The organism is Rhizobium moroccans (assembly GCF_057559155.1).
This window is the reverse complement of the sequence record NZ_JBHFJG010000022.1, coordinates 50,538-67,147: the sequence shown is the minus strand read 5'-3', so window position 1 is coordinate 67,147 and position 16,610 is coordinate 50,538. Positions and strand designations below refer to the sequence as shown.

The window sequence follows — 16,610 nt, the reverse complement described above, 5'->3', positions numbered from 1 at the left end:
CCGCCGCCCAGCTCGCCGGCTCTGTGGGCGCGCTCACCGACGAGTGGAACGGCTTTGCCGTGCTTCACACCGCGGCCTCCCGCGTCGGTGGCCTCGATCTCGGCTTCGTGCCGGGTCCGAAGGGAGCCAATGCGGCGACCATGCTGCGCTCGATGGACGTACTCTTCCTGCTCGGTGCGGACGAAATGGAGTTCTCGACCAAGCACGCCAAGTTTACCGTCTATATCGGCAGCCACGGCGATGCGGGCGCTCATAACGCCGATGTCATCTTGCCCGGCGCAGCCTATACGGAGAAGTCCGGCACCTGGGTCAACACCGAAGGCCGCCCGCAGATGGGCAACCGCGCCGGTTTCGCACCGGGCGAGGCTCGAGAGGACTGGGCGATCCTGCGCGCACTTTCCGACGTGCTCGGCAAGAAACTGCCGTTCGATTCGCTCTCCGCGCTGCGGGCGAAGCTCTATGAAGCCTATCCGCATTTCGCCGCGCTTGATGAGATCGCGGCCGGTGACGTGAACGAAATCGCCGCACTCGGGCAAAAAGCCGGTGAGATGACGAAGTCTGCGTTTGCGTCTCCGATCAAAGACTTCTATTTGACGAACCCAATCGCCCGCGCCTCCGCGGTCATGGCCGAATGCTCGGCTCTGGCCCGTAACAACTTCAAGGCAGCGGCGGAGTAACAGGACCATGGATTCATTCTTCTCGACCTATGCTTGGCCGGCGATCGTCATGATCGGACAGTCCCTGCTGCTCCTCGTCTGCCTCTTGGTCTTCATTGCTTACATCCTGCTGGCCGACCGCAAGATCTGGGCTGCCGTGCAGCTTCGCCGCGGCCCGAACGTCGTCGGTCCCTTCGGCCTGTTCCAGTCCTTCGCCGACCTTTTGAAGTTCGTCTTCAAGGAGCCGATCATTCCGTCGGGCGCTAACAAGGGCGTCTTCCTGATCGCTCCGCTGGTCTCGGTGACGCTTGCGCTAGCCGCCTGGGCGGTCATTCCGCTGAACGACAACTGGGTGATCGCCAATATCAATGTCGGCATCCTCTATGTCTTCGCGATCTCCTCGCTCGAAGTCTACGGCGTCATCATGTCGGGCTGGGCGTCGAACTCGAAATATCCGTTCCTCGGCGCGCTGCGCTCCGCCGCGCAGATGGTGTCCTACGAAGTCTCGATCGGCTTCGTCATCGTCACCGTCCTGCTTTGCGTCGGCTCGCTGAACCTCACCGATATCGTCTATGCCCAGCGCGATGGTCTCGGCACCATGGTCGGCCTGCCGAACTCCTTCCTGGACTGGCACTGGCTGTCGCTCTTCCCGATGTTCGTGATCTTCTTCATCTCGGGACTGGCCGAAACCAACCGTCCGCCCTTCGATCTTCCGGAAGCGGAATCGGAGCTCGTCGCCGGCTACATGGTGGAATATTCCTCCGCGCCGTACATGATGCTGATGCTCGGCGAATATGCCGCGATCCTGCTGATCTGCTCGCTGACGACGATCCTCTTCCTCGGCGGATGGCTGCCGCCGGTCGACGTCTGGTTCCTGAACTGGGTTCCCGGCATCATCTGGTTCGTCCTGAAGGCGTCCATGGTTTTCTTCATGTTCGCCATGGTGAAGGCCTTCGTACCGCGCTACCGCTATGACCAGCTCATGCGTCTCGGCTGGAAGGTCTTCCTTCCGATCTCGCTCGCCATGGTCATCATCACCGCATTCGTGCTGAAACTGATGGGATGGGCATAACCATGACCGGTCCCGGTTTCGGCATCATTGGAGAATAAGGATGGCAAGTCTTTCGCAAGCCGTCAGTTCGCTGTTTCTGAAAGAGTTCGTCGGCGCTTTCTTCCTGTCGATGCGCTACTTCTTCAAGCAGAAGGCCACGATCAACTATCCCTTCGAAAAGGGCCCGGTCTCTCCGCGCTTCCGCGGCGAGCATGCGCTTCGCCGTTATCCTAACGGTGAGGAGCGCTGCATCGCCTGCAAGCTCTGCGAAGCGATCTGTCCTGCCCAGGCGATCACCATCGAAGCCGGACCGCGCCGCAATGACGGCACCCGCCGCACGGTGCGCTACGACATCGACATGGTGAAGTGCATCTATTGCGGCTTCTGCCAGGAGGCATGTCCGGTCGACGCGATCGTCGAAGGCCCGAACTTCGAGTTTTCGACCGAAACCCGCGAAGAGCTCTATTTCGACAAGGCGAGACTTCTCGAAAACGGAGACCGCTGGGAGCGCGAGATCGCCCGCAATATCGCAATGGATGCGCCCTACCGCTGAGGGCGGGCCATCGGACCGGCGCCGCCGGCGCCACAAGCAAACAATGAATGCGGAGGTCAAAGGACCTCCGGATTTCTGACGGGAAGAAGGAATCCTTTCGGAACTTCCCGGTGAGGACGAAAAGGCACCACGATGGGTCTGCAGGCTGTTTTCTTCTATCTTTTCGCGTTCGTCGCGGTGGCGTCGGCGTTCATGGTCATTTCGGCCAGGAACCCGGTACATTCGGTACTGTTCCTGATCCTGGTGTTCTTCAATTCGGCCGGGCTCTTCCTGCTGACGGGCGCCGAGTTCCTCGCCATGATCCTGCTCGTCGTCTATATCGGCGCCGTGGCGGTCCTCTTCCTCTTCGTCGTCATGATGCTCGACATCGACTTTGCCGAGCTGCGCTCCGGCATGCTGCAATATGCGCCGGTCGGCATCATGGTCGGTCTGATCGTCGCGGCCGAACTGATCATCGTGATCGGCGGCAGCGTGCTGACGCCGCAGGCCGCGCGGGCGATCACCATGCCGATCCCGAACCCGGCCGAACGGACCAATACGGCCGCGCTCGGCGACGTGCTCTATACGAATTATGTCTACTTCTTCCAGATCGCCGGCCTGGTGCTTCTGGTGGCGATGATCGGCGCAATCGTGCTGACGCTGCGTCACCGCACCAACATCAAGCGGCAGGACATACCGACCCAGGTGGCCCGTACGCCGGAGACCGCCGTCGAGGTGGTCAAGGTCAAGCCGGGCCAGGGCGTCTGAGTGAGCGGGAAAAAGGAACGAAAAATATGGAAATAGGTCTTTCCCACTACCTGACGGTCAGCGCCATCCTCTTTACGCTCGGCGTGTTCGGCATCTTCCTGAACCGCAAGAACGTCATCATCATTCTGATGTCGATCGAGCTCATCCTGCTCTCGGTCAACCTCAACATGGTGGCCTTCTCCTCCTTCCTGAACGACATCGTCGGCCAGGTCTTCGCGCTGTTCATTCTCACCGTCGCGGCCGCCGAGGCTGCTATCGGTCTTGCAATTCTCGTCGTCTTCTACCGCAACCGCGGCTCGATCGCGGTCGAAGACGTCAACATGATGAAGGGCTGATCGGGTCATGATCTACAAGGCTATCGTCTTCCTTCCCCTGATCGGCTTCCTGATCGCCGGCCTGTTCGGCCGGTCGATCGGCGCCAAGGCATCGGAATATGTCACCAGCGGCCTGATGGTCATCGCCGCCGTTCTCTCCTGGATCGTCTTCTTCAATGTCGCGCTTCACCATGGCGAAGCAGGCGAGGTCATCAAGGTCGATGTGCTGCGCTGGATACAGTCCGGCGGCATCGATATCGAATGGGCCTTCCGCATCGATACGCTGACGGCGGTCATGTTCGTGGTCGTCAACACCGTGTCGTCGCTGGTGCACATCTATTCGATCGGCTACATGCACCACGATCCGCATCGGCCGCGCTTCTTCGCCTATCTGTCGCTCTTCACCTTCGCCATGCTGATGCTGGTGACCGCCGACAACCTGGCGCAGATGTTCTTCGGCTGGGAAGGCGTGGGCCTGGCGTCCTATCTGCTCATCGGCTTCTGGTACAAGAAGCCTTCGGCATCGGCCGCCGCCATGAAGGCTTTCATCGTCAACCGCGTCGGCGACTTCGGTTTCGTGCTGGGCATCGCCGGCGTCTTCGTGCTGTTCGGTTCGATCAACTTCGAGACGATCTTTGCGGCTGCGGGAAGCTATCTGCCGGCGGAAGGTGCAGCGGAAGCCGCCGAACCCTTTATCAACATCTTCGGCATGGAGCTTTCCAAGGCCGGTGCGCTGACCGTCGTCTGCCTGCTGCTCTTCATGGGCGCGATGGGCAAGTCGGCGCAGTTCCTGCTTCACACCTGGCTGCCGGACGCCATGGAAGGCCCGACCCCGGTCTCGGCCCTCATCCATGCCGCGACCATGGTGACCGCCGGCGTCTTCCTCGTCGCCCGCATGTCGCCGCTCTTCGAGCTTTCGCACGATGCCCTGCTCGTTGTGACGATCATCGGTGCGATCACCGCCTTCTTCGCGGCGACCGTTGGCCTCGTGCAGAACGACATCAAGCGCGTCATCGCCTATTCCACCTGCTCGCAGCTCGGTTACATGTTCGTGGCACTCGGGGTAGGGGCCTATGGCGCGGCGATCTTCCACCTGTTTACACACGCCTTCTTCAAGGCTCTGCTCTTCCTTGGCGCGGGTTCGGTGATCCATGCCGTCGATGGCGAGCAGGACATGCGTTACATGGGCGGTCTCCGGAAGCATATTCCGTGGACCTTCTGGATGATGACGATCGGCACGCTGGCGCTGACCGGCGTCGGCATTCCCGGCACCATGCTCGGCTTCGCCGGCTTCTTCTCCAAGGACGTGATCATCGAGAGCGCTTTCGCCTCACATTCGGCAGCGGCGGGCTTCGCCTTCACGCTCCTGGTGGTGGCGGCGCTCTTCACGAGCTTCTATTCCTGGCGTCTGGCCTTCATGACCTTCTTCGGCAAGCCGCGCGCCTCCGCCGACGTCATGCACCATGTGCATGAATCGCCGATGGTCATGCTGGCGCCGCTCTTCCTTCTCGCCATCGGCGCGGTTCTCGCTGGCGTTGTGTTCGAAGGCCACTTCTTCGGCCATGAATATGCCGAGTTCTGGAAGGGCGCGCTGTTCACGCTTCCGGAAAACGAGATTCTGGAAGAGTTCCACCACGTGCCGCTCTGGGTGAAGTGGAGCCCCTTCGCCGCCATGGCTCTCGGCTTCGTCACGGCCTGGTACATGTATATCAAGTCGCCCTCGACGCCGCGTCGTCTCGCCGAGTCCCAGAAGGTCCTCTACGAGTTCCTGCTGAACAAGTGGTACTTCGACGAGATCTACGATTTCCTCTTCGTCCGTTCCGCCAAGGCGCTCGGTCGCTTCCTCTGGAAGAAGGGTGACATCGGCGTCATCGACACCTACGGTCCGAACGGCGTTGCCGCGCGTGTCGTGGACGTCACCAGCCGCGTCGTGCGCCTGCAGTCCGGCTATCTCTATCACTATGCGTTTGCGATGCTGATCGGCATCGCCGCCCTCGTCACCTGGATGATGCTCGGGAGCACTCTGTAATGACCGACTGGCCCATTCTCTCGACGGTCACCTTCCTGCCGCTGGTCGGCGTCCTTCTGCTGCTTCTGACGCGGGAGGACGGCCCCTATGGCCGCCGCAACATCCTGAACGTCTCCCTGTTCACGACGGTGTTCACCTTCATCGTTTCGCTGTTCATCTGGATCGGCTTCGACAATTCGAACCCGGGCTTTCAGATGGTGGAGAAACATGCCTGGCTCGGAACGGGCATCGCCTATCACCTCGGCGTCGACGGCATTTCCATGCTGTTCGTCATCCTGACGACCTTCCTGATGCCGTTCTGCGTGCTGGCGAGCTGGGAATCGGTCGAGAAGCGCCTCAAGGAATACATGATCGCCTTCCTGCTTCTGGAAGTGGTCATGGTCGGCGTCTTCGTCTCGCTGGATATCGTCCTCTTCTACGTCTTCTTCGAAGCGACGCTCATCCCGATGTTCGTCATCATCGGCGTATGGGGCGGCAAGGATCGCATCTACGCGAGCTACAAGTTCTTCCTCTACACGCTGACGGGCTCGGTGCTGCTGATGCTCGCCATCATGGCGATCTACTGGCAGGCCGGCACGACCGACATGACAGAGCTGGTGAAATACGGCTTCCCGGCCGGCATGCAGACCTGGCTATGGCTCGCCTGCTTCGCGGCCTTCTCGGTGAAGATGCCGATGTGGCCGGTCCACACCTGGCTTCCGGACGCGCACGTCCAGGCGCCGACCGCGGGCTCCGTCATCCTGGCAGGTGTCCTGCTGAAGCTCGGCGGCTATGGTTTCATCCGCTTCTCGCTGCAGATGTTCCCGCTGGCGTCCGACTATTTCGCGCCGTTCATCTTCACGCTGTCGGTTCTGGCGATCATCTACACCTCGCTGGTGGCGATGATGCAGGACGACATCAAGAAGCTGATCGCCTATTCCTCCGTCGCCCACATGGGTTACGTGACCATGGGTATCTTCGCTGCCAACGTGCAGGGCGTGCAGGGTGCGATCTTCCAGATGCTGTCGCACGGCATCGTCTCGGGCGCGCTCTTCCTTTGCGTCGGCGTCATCTACGACCGGCTGCATACCCGCGAGATCACGGCCTATGGCGGCCTCGTCAACAACATGCCGAAATATGCCGTCGCCTTCATGGTCTTCACCATGGCGAACGTAGGCCTGCCGGGCACGTCCGGCTTCGTCGGCGAATTCCTGACGATCATCGGCGTCTTCCGGGTCAACACCTGGGTCGCGCTCTTTGCGGCGACAGGCATCATCCTTTCGGCATCCTACGCGCTTTGGCTCTATCGCCGGGTGATCTTCGGCGCGCTCGAGAAGGAGAGCCTCAAGGGTCTGCTCGATCTTTCGACCCGCGAGAAGGTGATCCTCTACCCGATGATCGCGCTCACCATCTTCTATGGCGTCTATCCGGCACCGATCTTCGATGCGACGGCAGCCTCGGTAGACCTCCTGGTAAATAACTACTCCGCAGCCCTGCGCGCGGCGCAAGACCTTGCACTGACCGTGCACTGAGACGGGACACGACTGGATATGACCGCTGAACTACTCTCTCTAAGCCTGCAGCTCGCAATGCCGGAAGTCATTCTGGCGGTGGGCGCGCTCGCTCTTCTGATGATCGGCGTCTTCTCCGGCGACAAGTCCGCGCCGACGGTGACCGGTCTTGCGGTGGCGCTGCTCGTCATCGCCGGGCTCTGGCTGATCTTCTCGCCCGGCGAGGGCGAGGCCTTCGGAGGCGCCTTCCTTCTGGACCCCTTCGCGCGCTTCATGAAGGTGCTCGCGCTGATCGGCTCGATCACGGCGATGATCATGGCCGTCGGCCATGCCCGTTCCGAGCAGCTCGACCGTTTCGAGTTCCCGGTTCTCCTGGTTCTCGCAACCCTCGGCATGATGGTGCTGATTTCGGCCAACGATCTCATCGCCCTCTATCTTGGCCTGGAGCTGATGTCGCTGTCGCTCTATGTCGTCGCGGCCATCAACCGCGACAGCCTGCGTTCCACCGAAGCGGGCCTGAAGTATTTCGTGCTCGGCGCGCTCTCCTCGGGCATGATGCTTTACGGCATGTCGCTGATCTACGGCTTCACCGGCAATACGGGCTTTGACGAGATCGCCGGAGTGCTCTCCTCCGAACCGCGCAATCTCGGCCTCATCTTCGGCATGGTCTTCGTGATGGCCGGCGCCTGCTTCAAGATCTCGGCCGTGCCGTTCCATATGTGGACGCCGGACGTCTATGAAGGCGCGCCGACGCCGGTCACCGCCTTCTTCGCGGCCGGACCGAAGGTTGCCGCCATGGCGATCCTGGTTCGCCTCGTCTCCGAAGCTTTCATGCCGATCCTAGCCGACTGGCGCCAGATCATCGTCTTCGTGGCTATCGCCTCGATGCTGCTCGGCTCGTTCGCGGCGATCGGCCAGCGCAACATCAAGCGGCTGATGGCCTATTCCTCGATCGGCCATATGGGCTTCGCGCTTGTCGGCGTTGCCGCCGGCACCGAGACGGGCATCTCCGGCGTCGTTCTCTACATGACCATCTACATGGTCATGACGCTCGGCGTCTTCGCCTGCATCATGGCGATGCGCCGCAAGGAGGGCGAGAATGTCGAGAATGTCGACGATCTCGCCGGGCTTTCCTCCACCAAGCCCTTCATGGCTGTGGTGCTGACCGCGCTGATGTTCTCCATGGCGGGCATTCCGCCGCTCGCGGGCTTCTTCGCCAAGTATTTCGTCTTCGTGGCGGCGATCGAAGCCAAGCTCTATGCGCTGGCGATCATCGGCGTTCTGTCCTCGGTCGTCGGCGCCTATTATTACCTGCGCATCGTCAAGCTGATGTGGTTCGATGAAGCCAAGGGCGAATTCGCACGCATTTCCGGAGAACTGCGGCTGGTCTTCGGCCTCTCCGGTCTCTTCGTCACGGCTTATGTGCTGTTCGGTGGACCGGTTGGCTCGGCTGCGAATGCAGCGGCCAAGTCGTTCTTCTGAGACCGGCGTAGATGGCAGCCCCGGGGAGCCGTTTTTCACTCGATGACTTTCGTCACGAAGCGCTGAGTGAAATCGGCTCCACCAACAGCGAATGCCTCGCCCGTGCGCGGGCGGGCGATCCCGGAAAGCTCTGGATCACCGCCGCGCGCCAGACTTCCGGCAGAGGCCGGCGGGGTCGCGCCTGGACTTCCGAGCCGGGCAATCTTTACGCATCCCTCCTATTGATCGATCCGGCCGAGCCGCAGTTGATGGGGTCGCTTCCCCTGGCGATTGCCGTCGCGGTTCATTCGGCCATCCGCGCCGTCCTGCCGACCGGTGGCGAGCCGCTGGAGGTGAAATGGCCGAACGACATCCTGATCGGGCGCAAGAAAACCTGCGGCATCCTTCTTGAGGGCGAGGGGCTTGCCGACGGCCGCCGGGCGCTGGTGATCGGCATCGGCATCAATATCCGCCATAAACCCGACAGCGCGCCTTACGGCGTGACGCGCCTTGCCGACCATGGCGCGAACGTCTCTCCCGAGGAGCTTTTCGCCCATCTTTTCAGAACGATGGCGGAGGTTCTGGAATCATGGGACGAAGGGCGCGGCATTGCGGAGATCAGCCGGCGCTGGCGCGAGGTCGCCTGCGGCATCGGTGAAAAAATCACGGTAAATCTTCCGGACCGCTCGCTTGAGGGAACTTTCGCGGGTATCGATGAAGGAGGTCTGCTGCTGCTCGATACCGGATTTGGCAGGATTATGCCGATAGCTGCCGGTGATGTATTTTTTGCGAGAATGGACTAAGAGAAATAATGGCAAAACAGGACGAACTGGTATTTCTGCCGCTTGGCGGCGTGGGCGAGATCGGGATGAACCTCGCTCTCTACGGCTTTGGTACGCCGGGAAAACGCCAGTGGATCATGGTGGATTGCGGCGTCACCTTTCCGGGGCCGGAGCTGCCGGGCGTCGATCTCGTCCTGCCGGATATCCGCTATCTCGCCGCTGAACGCCAAAATCTCAAGGGCATCATCATCACCCATGCGCATGAGGATCACTACGGCGCGCTGAATGAGCTCTGGCCGGGCCTCAACGTACCCGTCTATGCCTCGCCGTTCACCGCCGGAATGCTGGAGGCCAAGCGCGACTACGAAGGGTCGCGCGCCGACATCCCGGTGACGATCTTCAAGGCCGGCGACCGGATCAATGTCGGCCCCTTCGAGATCGAGGCCGTCGGCGTCAACCACTCCATTCCCGAGCCGATGTCGCTGGTCATCCGCACGCCGCTCGGCAACGTCATCCATACCGGTGACTGGAAGATCGATCACGCGCCGTCGCTTGGGCCTCTGACGGACGAAGCACGTTTCCGCGCGCTCGGCGACGAGGGCGTTCTGGCTGTCATGTGCGACAGCACCAATGCCATGCGCGATGGCGTTTCGCCTTCCGAGGAAGAAGTCTCGGAAGGCCTGCGCAAGATCATCGAGGCGGCCGAGGGCAGGGTGGCCATCACCACCTTCTCCTCCAATGTCGGCCGCATCCGCTCGATCGCCCAGGCCGCGGAGGCCGCGGGTCGCGAAGTGCTGCTGCTCGGCAGTTCGTTGAAGCGCGTGGTCGATGTCGCGCGCGACATCGGGATCATGGAAGGGTTGAAGCCTTTCATCGCCGAGGACGAATACGGCTACATTCCCCGCGACAAGGTCGTGGTCATCCTGACCGGCAGCCAGGGCGAACCGCGCGCAGCACTTGCCAAGATCTCACGCGACGAGATGCGCAATGTGGCGCTTTCGGCCGGAGATACGGTCGTCTTTTCCTCCCGCACGATTCCCGGCAACGAGAAGGCGATCCTTGAGATCAAGAACGGCCTGATAGAGCAGGGCATCAAGATCGTCACCGACAGTGACGCGCTCGTCCACGTTTCCGGCCACCCGCGCCGCAGCGAACTGGTGCAGATGTATGAGTGGACCCGCCCGCAGATCCTCGTGCCCGTCCACGGCGAAGCCGCGCACCTGACGGCCCAGGCCGAGCTCGGCGCATCCGCCGGCATCAAGAGCATTCCGCGCGTCCGCAACGGGGATGTCCTCCGTCTCGCGCCGGGCCCCGCCGAAGTCATCGACGAAGCGCCGCACGGCCGCATCTTCAAGGACGGCAAGCTGATCGGCGATTTCGACGAGATGGGCATCGGCGAACGGCGCAAGCTCGCCTATGTCGGCCATGTCTCGGTCAATGTGCTGCTGGACAACCGGTACGATTTCGTGACCGATCCGGACGTCGTTTCCTTCGGCCTGCCGCAGTTCGACGACGAGGGCGAGGATATGGAGGATTCGCTCTATGATGCCGTGCTCGGCGCGATCGAAAGCATTCCGCGCGCGCGCCGCAAGGACCTCGACATGCTGCGTGAGGCGGTGCGCCGCGCAGTGCGGGCCGCGGCGAACGAGGCATGGGGCAAGAAGCCGATCGTAACGGTGTTCGTGACCAGGCTCTAAACGCATTCGGAACTGCCCCTCATCCGCCCTACCGGGCACCTTCTCCCCGTTCTGACGGGGAGAAGGACGCATGCCGCGAACTCCCAGTTCCCTCTCCCCGCGTGCGGGGAGAGGGTTAGGGTGAGGGGCAAATCCACATGCGATTCCCCGCGAAAGAGGATATGGGAGGTCAAACATGCTCGGACGGGTAAACCACATAGCGATCGCCGTGCCGGACCTTGCTGCTGCCACCGCGATCTATCGTGACACGCTAGGCGCCAGAGTTTCACAGGCGCAGGCTTTGCCAGAGCATGGCGTCACCGTGGTTTTCGTGGAGCTTCCCAACACCAAGGTCGAACTGCTGGAGCCGCTTGGCGAAAACTCGCCGATAGCCGCCTTCCTTGCAAAGAGTCCCTTGGGCGGCATGCACCATATCTGCTACGAGGTGGACGATATCATCGCGGCGCGGGACAGGCTGAAAGCCGGCGGCGCGCGGGTGCTGGGAGACGGCGAGCCGCGTATCGGGGCCCATGGGAAGCCGGTGCTTTTCCTGCATCCCAAGGATTTCAACGGCACGCTGGTCGAACTCGAGCAGGTGTGACCGGCGTAGCGGCTGTGGGGAAGGAATTCAAAAACAGGGGCTTGCCGGCGTCAGCTTAAATCTTCCTGAGAAGGTGTGACACTCCGCCCCCGCCTTTTGTTTGAACCGCTGCAGCTTTCGAACTATAAGCCATTCGATCTGAAGCGGGTTGCAACCATGCAGTTTCTTTCGGCCTTCGCCGTTTACTTCGTCATCTGGTGGATCGTGCTCTTCACGGTCCTGCCTCTCGGCATGCGGTCACAGCATGAAGAGGGGGAGGTGACGCTCGGCACGGTGGAGAGCGCGCCGGCCCGTTTTCGCGGCGGTCGAGTGGTGCTGCTGACCACGCTGATCTCGGCGATCGTCTATGGAGCCTGGTATGTCGCTTCGACTTATTTCGGCTTCAGCATGGCGACCTTGCCACGCATCGTGCCGAGCTTCGACTGAGGACAAATGCACCGTCATCCCCTTGTCATATTTTTGGGGCATAGAAAGTAAGGCGCAAGAAAGCAAAAAAAAACAAGGCAGTTAAGCCTTGTTTTTTAGTTTCGCGTGATCCTTAACCGTTGCCGGGGCAGCGAACAAGCGCGCCTAAGATCTGATCCTCCCAAGACTTGACCGCGAAATGGCAAGAATTTGAACTCCTTGCCTCTTTTATGAGCTGACCCTAGCTCAAAGGATGAGCTTTGTCATCTCAAATTTTTGCATTTTTGTTACAGTGAGCCAATTTTTTTCTGTTGACAAAAATGTCGCACCCGGCCTGCAAAATCCTGCCTTTTTCCTGATATGTTCCTGCTGGCCACGGGGATGTTTCCCGTTTTGCCGCCGCTCCCGAAACGGGTTTCCTTCATGCGGCAGAAGGGCTATGAACGCTCGCAATCGTCATCTTGAAACGGCCGATTCCCATAGTCTGGGACGGGCCGGCAGAACCCTCGGAAACCTCAATGCGCCTGTCCCGCTATTTCATGCCGATCCTGAAGGAAAATCCCAAGGAAGCGGAGATCGTCTCGCACCGGCTGATGCTGCGTGCGGGCATGATCCGCCAGCAGAGCCAGGGGATCTATTCCTGGCTGCCACTCGGCAAGCGGATTCTCGACAAGGTCAACGCCATTATCCGCGAGGAGCAGAACCGCTCTGGCGCCATCGAACTTCTCATGCCGACGCTGCAGTCCGCCGAGCTATGGCAGGAGAGCGGCCGCTACGATGCCTATGGCAAGGAGATGCTGCGCATCAAGGATCGGCAGGATCGGCCGATGCTCTACGGCCCCACCAATGAGGAAATGGTCACGGATATCTTCCGGGGCTATGTCAGGTCCTACAAGAGCCTGCCGCTCAATCTCTATCACATCCAGCTCAAGTTCCGTGACGAGATCCGTCCGCGTTTCGGCACCATGCGCTCGCGCGAATTCCTGATGAAGGATGCCTATTCCTTCGACCTGACCAAGGAAGACGCCGAGCATTCCTACCGGAAGATGTTCGCTGCCTATCTCAGAACCTTCTCGCGGCTGGGGCTGCGGGCCATTCCGATGCGCGCCGATACGGGCCCGATCGGCGGCAATCTCTCCCACGAATTCATCATCCTGGCGGATACCGGGGAATCCGAAGTCTTTTCTCACAAGGATTTCGTGAATTTCGAAATTCCGGCTGAAGATACCGATTTCGACGACGTGGCGGGTCTCAAGGCCATTTTCGACAAATGGACCTCCGTCTATGCCGCGACCTCGGAAATGCACGACGAAGCGGCCTTCGATGCGATCCCGGAAGCCGACCGCCTGTCTGCGCGCGGCATCGAGGTAGGCCATATCTTCTATTTCGGCACGAAATATTCCGAGCCGATGGGAGCCAAGGTTCAGGGGCCGGATGGCAAGGAACACCTTGTCCACATGGGTTCTTATGGTATCGGCCCGACCCGCCTTGTTCCCGCCATCATCGAAGCATCGCATGACGAGAACGGAATCATCTGGCCGGCTTCGGTCGCTCCCTTCGACGTGGTGCTCATCAACATGAAGCCGGGCGACGAGGCCTGTGATCGCATCTGCGACAATCTCTATGCCGGTCTCGGAAAGGCGGGCAGGGACGTGCTCTACGACGACACGGACGAGCGCGCCGGCACCAAGTTCGCCACCGCCGATCTGATCGGCGTGCCGGTTCAGGTGATCGTCGGGCCCCGCTCCGCCGCAAGCGGCGAAGTTGAGGTCAAGGACCGCAAGACCGGTGCGCGTGAAGTGCTGACGGTCGAGGCGGTCATGAACAGGTTTGCCGGCTGAGCCACAGCGCATCCGGCAAGATAGGCGCGCAAGCGGGATTGGCCGCGAAGCGGCAGGTGAAGGGAAGGGAATGGCAAGCGTTGCGGCAGATCGTGAAGCGGAAAAGACGGCCAAGGCTCCGGCAGCCGGCCCGTTCTCGGCTTTCGAGCGTATGGTGGCCTGGCGCTATCTGCGCTCGCGCCGCAGGGAAGCCTTCATTTCCGTCATCGCCGGGTTTTCTTTCATCGGCATCATGCTGGGGGTTGCGACCCTCATCATCGTCATGGCGGTGATGAACGGCTTCCGCACCGAGCTGATTTCCCGCATTCTCGGCATTAACGGCCATATGATCGTTCAGCCGATCGATGGTCCTTTCACGGATTACGCGGACCTCACGCAGAAGTTTGCTGCGGTGCCGGGCGTGCGCATGGCCCTGCCGCTCGTCGAGGGGCAGACGCTCGCATCCGGCCGCGCCGGCGCGGGCTCGGGCGCGCTGGTGCGCGGCATTCGTCCGGAAGATCTCGAGAAGCTGACGGAGGTCTCCTCCAACGTCAAGTTCGGCGACATGGTCGGCTTCGCCTCGGGCGAGGGCGTGCTTGTCGGTTCGCGGCTGGCCTCCACGCTCGGTATCACCGCCGGAGACGACATAACGCTGGTTTCCCCGGAAGGCGACGTGACGCCGATGGGCGTCAATCCTCGCGTCAAATCCTATCCGGTCTCCGGTGTCTTCGAGATCGGCATGTCGGAATATGATGCGACGATCATCTATATGCCGCTGGAGGAGGCCCAGCTCTACTTCAATGCCGACGGCCTTGTTCAATCGATCGAACTCTTCGTCGACAATCCGGACGCCGTCGACGGCATACGGCCCCTGGTGGAAGCCGCGGCCGGCCGGCAGGTTCACATCACCGACTGGCGTCAACGCAACCAGACCTTCTTCTCGGCTCTCCAGGTGGAGCGCAACGTGATGTTCATGATCCTGACGCTGATCGTGCTCGTGGCGGCGCTCAACATCATTTCCGGCCTCATCATGCTGGTGAAGGACAAGGGCAGCGATATCGCGATCCTGCGCACCATGGGCGCGAGCGCCGGCTCGATCATGCGCATCTTCTTCATGACCGGAGCGGCGATCGGCATCGTCGGCACTCTCGCGGGCGTTGTCCTCGGGGTCATCGTCTGCCTCAATATCGAGTCGATCCGGCAGTTCTTCTCCTGGCTTTCAGGCACGGTGCTTTTCGATCCGGAGCTTTACTTCCTCAGCCAATTGCCCGCTGAAATGAGCTTCAGCGAGACCCTTTCCGTGGTCATCATGGCGCTGGCGCTCTCCTTCCTGGCGACGATCTTCCCGGCCTGGCGGGCCTCGAAGCTCGATCCGGTCCAGGCCCTCCGATACGAATAGGCCTCCTTCATGGTACGCAAAACCGTTTTGCAGCTCTCGGGCGTCGAACGCCATTACGGTCAGGGCGAAACCGTTCTCTCGATCCTGAAAGGTGCCGATTTCGATCTGAAGAGCGGCGAGATCGTCGCTCTGGTGGCGCCTTCCGGCACCGGCAAGTCGACCCTGCTTCATCTTGCCGGCCTGCTCGAACATCCCGATGCAGGCGAGGTCTTCATCGGCGGGGAAGCCTGCAACGGTCTCTCGGATGAGCGCCGCACGTCGATCCGTCGCAGCGATATCGGCTTCGTCTACCAGTTCCACCATCTCCTGCCGGAATTCTCCGCGCTCGAAAACATCATGATGCCGCAGCTCATCGCCGGGCTGCCACATGCCGAGGCGCGGGAGCGGGCAGCCCAGCTTTTGGATTACATGCGCATTGGCCACCGGGCCGATCACCGGCCGGCGGAGCTTTCCGGCGGGGAGCAGCAGCGTGTCGCGATCGCCCGCGCGGTCGCCAACGCTCCGCGGGTTTTGCTGGCGGACGAGCCGACCGGAAATCTCGATCCGAAGACGGCATCCTACGTGTTCGATGCGCTCGAGGCGCTGGTGCGGCAATCGGGTCTCGCGGCGCTGATCGCGACCCATAATCACGAGCTTGCCGGGCGCATGGATCGCCGCGTGACGATCGAGGGCGGCAAGATCGTGGCGATGTGAGCGCGGCTTTCGGTCGCGTTACATAGGCTCCGGCGGCTCGCTGCCAGCATTGATTGCCGGGCCGGCCTCTCCCATCTAGTGGGCGGGCGTGTGCTGGAACAAAAAACGGCAGGCGCCGTTTCATCGAGCCTGCGGCCAGGCTCGACGTGTTCCACAATTGCAAGCGCGAGAAGGGAAGTATGGTCTTTCACCACCGGATGAGACAGATGGTCGTCGAGAAATTCATGACCTTCGAGCCGATCGGCCTGATGATGTTCGCCTCTCTGGCCGGCGGCCTGTTTCTCTTCCTGAGCCTCACGGGTGGGGTGATCGACGGCGATACGCACGCCTTTGACGAGCGGATACTGCTCAGCCTGCGCGAGCCGGGCGACCTTTCCCTGCCCATCGGCCCGTATTGGTTGACCCATGCCGTGGATGACATCACCGCGCTTGGAGGAACCACCGTGCTGTCGCTGATGACGGTGCTCGCAACGATCTATCTCCTCTTGGCGCGGCAGAGGGCGATTGCGCTGTTCATGTTCCTGTGCATCGCCGGCGGCTGGATCATCAGCGCCGCGCTGAAACTCGGCGTGGCGCGCCCGCGGCCGGATATCGTGCCGCATCTCGTCCAAGTAAGCGATCTCAGTTTCCCGAGCGGGCACGCCATGCTCTCGGCGGTGACCTATCTGACGCTCGGCGCGCTCCTCTCCCGTGCGCAGCAATATCGCTCGACGCGGATATTCCTCATCGCGGCGGCGATCTTCCTCACCTTCATCGTGGGGCTGAGCCGTATCTATCTCGGTGTGCATTTCCCGACCGATGTTCTCGGGGGCTGGTGCGCAGGCGCCACCTGGGCTCTCGGCTGCTGGATGATCGCGCGACGTTTCCTCTCCCCCGCAGCGGGCTGAAGGGCGCGGAATTCAAGCGCTTGGTGCGCGGGCCCGGAGGCGCCGC

Annotated in this window: 16 protein-coding genes; all 16 read left to right on the top strand. The window is 61.3% G+C overall.

Annotation, left to right across the window (positions count from 1 at the left end; all coding sequences use genetic code 11):
- Nucleotides 1-677 (top strand): molybdopterin-dependent oxidoreductase (locus ACE04I_RS13185; RefSeq protein ID WP_487207165.1); only part of this gene is annotated, 677 nt, incomplete at its 5' end.
- Between the two features lie 7 nt (nucleotides 678-684).
- Nucleotides 685-1,728, top strand: a complete 1,044-nt coding sequence (nuoH, locus tag ACE04I_RS13180; protein ID WP_046792770.1) for an NADH-quinone oxidoreductase subunit NuoH — start codon at nucleotides 685-687, stop codon at nucleotides 1,726-1,728.
- Nucleotides 1,729-1,768: 40 nt separating this feature from the next.
- Nucleotides 1,769-2,260 (top strand): NADH-quinone oxidoreductase subunit NuoI, encoded by a 492-nt coding sequence (gene nuoI / locus ACE04I_RS13175; RefSeq protein WP_046792769.1) that lies wholly within the window; start codon nucleotides 1,769-1,771, stop codon nucleotides 2,258-2,260.
- 132 nt (nucleotides 2,261-2,392) lie between these two features.
- Nucleotides 2,393-3,007 (top strand): NADH-quinone oxidoreductase subunit J, encoded by a 615-nt coding sequence (locus ACE04I_RS13170; RefSeq protein WP_046792768.1) that lies wholly within the window; start codon nucleotides 2,393-2,395, stop codon nucleotides 3,005-3,007.
- Between the two features lie 26 nt (nucleotides 3,008-3,033).
- A complete protein-coding gene (gene nuoK / locus ACE04I_RS13165) occupies nucleotides 3,034-3,342 on the top strand; it encodes an NADH-quinone oxidoreductase subunit NuoK (protein WP_046792767.1) in 309 nt (102 codons plus the stop codon).
- A gap of 7 nt (nucleotides 3,343-3,349) precedes the next feature.
- Nucleotides 3,350-5,350 (top strand): NADH-quinone oxidoreductase subunit L, encoded by a 2,001-nt coding sequence (gene nuoL / locus ACE04I_RS13160; protein ID WP_046792766.1) that lies wholly within the window; start codon nucleotides 3,350-3,352, stop codon nucleotides 5,348-5,350.
- Nucleotides 5,350-6,861, top strand: a complete 1,512-nt coding sequence (locus ACE04I_RS13155; RefSeq protein WP_046792765.1) for an NADH-quinone oxidoreductase subunit M — start codon at nucleotides 5,350-5,352, stop codon at nucleotides 6,859-6,861. The genes nuoL and ACE04I_RS13155 overlap by 1 nt, the downstream gene beginning before the upstream one ends.
- A gap of 18 nt (nucleotides 6,862-6,879) precedes the next feature.
- Entirely contained in the window at nucleotides 6,880-8,322 is a 1,443-nt protein-coding gene (nuoN, locus tag ACE04I_RS13150) for an NADH-quinone oxidoreductase subunit NuoN (RefSeq protein ID WP_046792764.1), read from the top strand.
- Between the two features lie 11 nt (nucleotides 8,323-8,333).
- Nucleotides 8,334-9,104 (top strand): biotin--[acetyl-CoA-carboxylase] ligase, encoded by a 771-nt coding sequence (locus ACE04I_RS13145; protein WP_046792763.1) that lies wholly within the window; start codon nucleotides 8,334-8,336, stop codon nucleotides 9,102-9,104.
- 8 nt (nucleotides 9,105-9,112) lie between these two features.
- Nucleotides 9,113-10,780, top strand: coding sequence for a ribonuclease J (locus ACE04I_RS13140; protein WP_046792762.1), 1,668 nt, complete (start codon nucleotides 9,113-9,115; stop codon nucleotides 10,778-10,780).
- A gap of 175 nt (nucleotides 10,781-10,955) precedes the next feature.
- Nucleotides 10,956-11,360, top strand: a complete 405-nt coding sequence (gene mce / locus ACE04I_RS13135) for a methylmalonyl-CoA epimerase (protein ID WP_046792761.1) — start codon at nucleotides 10,956-10,958, stop codon at nucleotides 11,358-11,360.
- Nucleotides 11,361-11,516: 156 nt separating this feature from the next.
- Nucleotides 11,517-11,786: a DUF1467 family protein gene (locus tag ACE04I_RS13130; RefSeq protein ID WP_046793028.1), complete on the top strand. Its 270-nt coding sequence runs from the start codon at nucleotides 11,517-11,519 to the stop codon at nucleotides 11,784-11,786.
- 497 nt (nucleotides 11,787-12,283) lie between these two features.
- On the top strand, nucleotides 12,284-13,606 hold the full coding sequence (proS, locus tag ACE04I_RS13125; protein WP_046792760.1) for a proline--tRNA ligase: 1,323 nt from the start codon (nucleotides 12,284-12,286) through the stop codon (nucleotides 13,604-13,606).
- 70 nt (nucleotides 13,607-13,676) lie between these two features.
- Nucleotides 13,677-14,984: a lipoprotein-releasing ABC transporter permease subunit gene (locus ACE04I_RS13120; protein ID WP_046792759.1), complete on the top strand. Its 1,308-nt coding sequence runs from the start codon at nucleotides 13,677-13,679 to the stop codon at nucleotides 14,982-14,984.
- 9 nt (nucleotides 14,985-14,993) lie between these two features.
- Entirely contained in the window at nucleotides 14,994-15,677 is a 684-nt protein-coding gene (locus ACE04I_RS13115; RefSeq protein WP_046792758.1) for an ABC transporter ATP-binding protein, read from the top strand.
- Nucleotides 15,678-15,874: 197 nt separating this feature from the next.
- The gene (locus tag ACE04I_RS13110; RefSeq protein ID WP_487207167.1) at nucleotides 15,875-16,564 is read left to right on the top strand and encodes a phosphatase PAP2 family protein; all 690 of its coding nucleotides are present in this window, start codon (nucleotides 15,875-15,877) and stop codon (nucleotides 16,562-16,564) included.
- The last annotated feature ends 46 nt before the right edge of the window (nucleotides 16,565-16,610 follow it).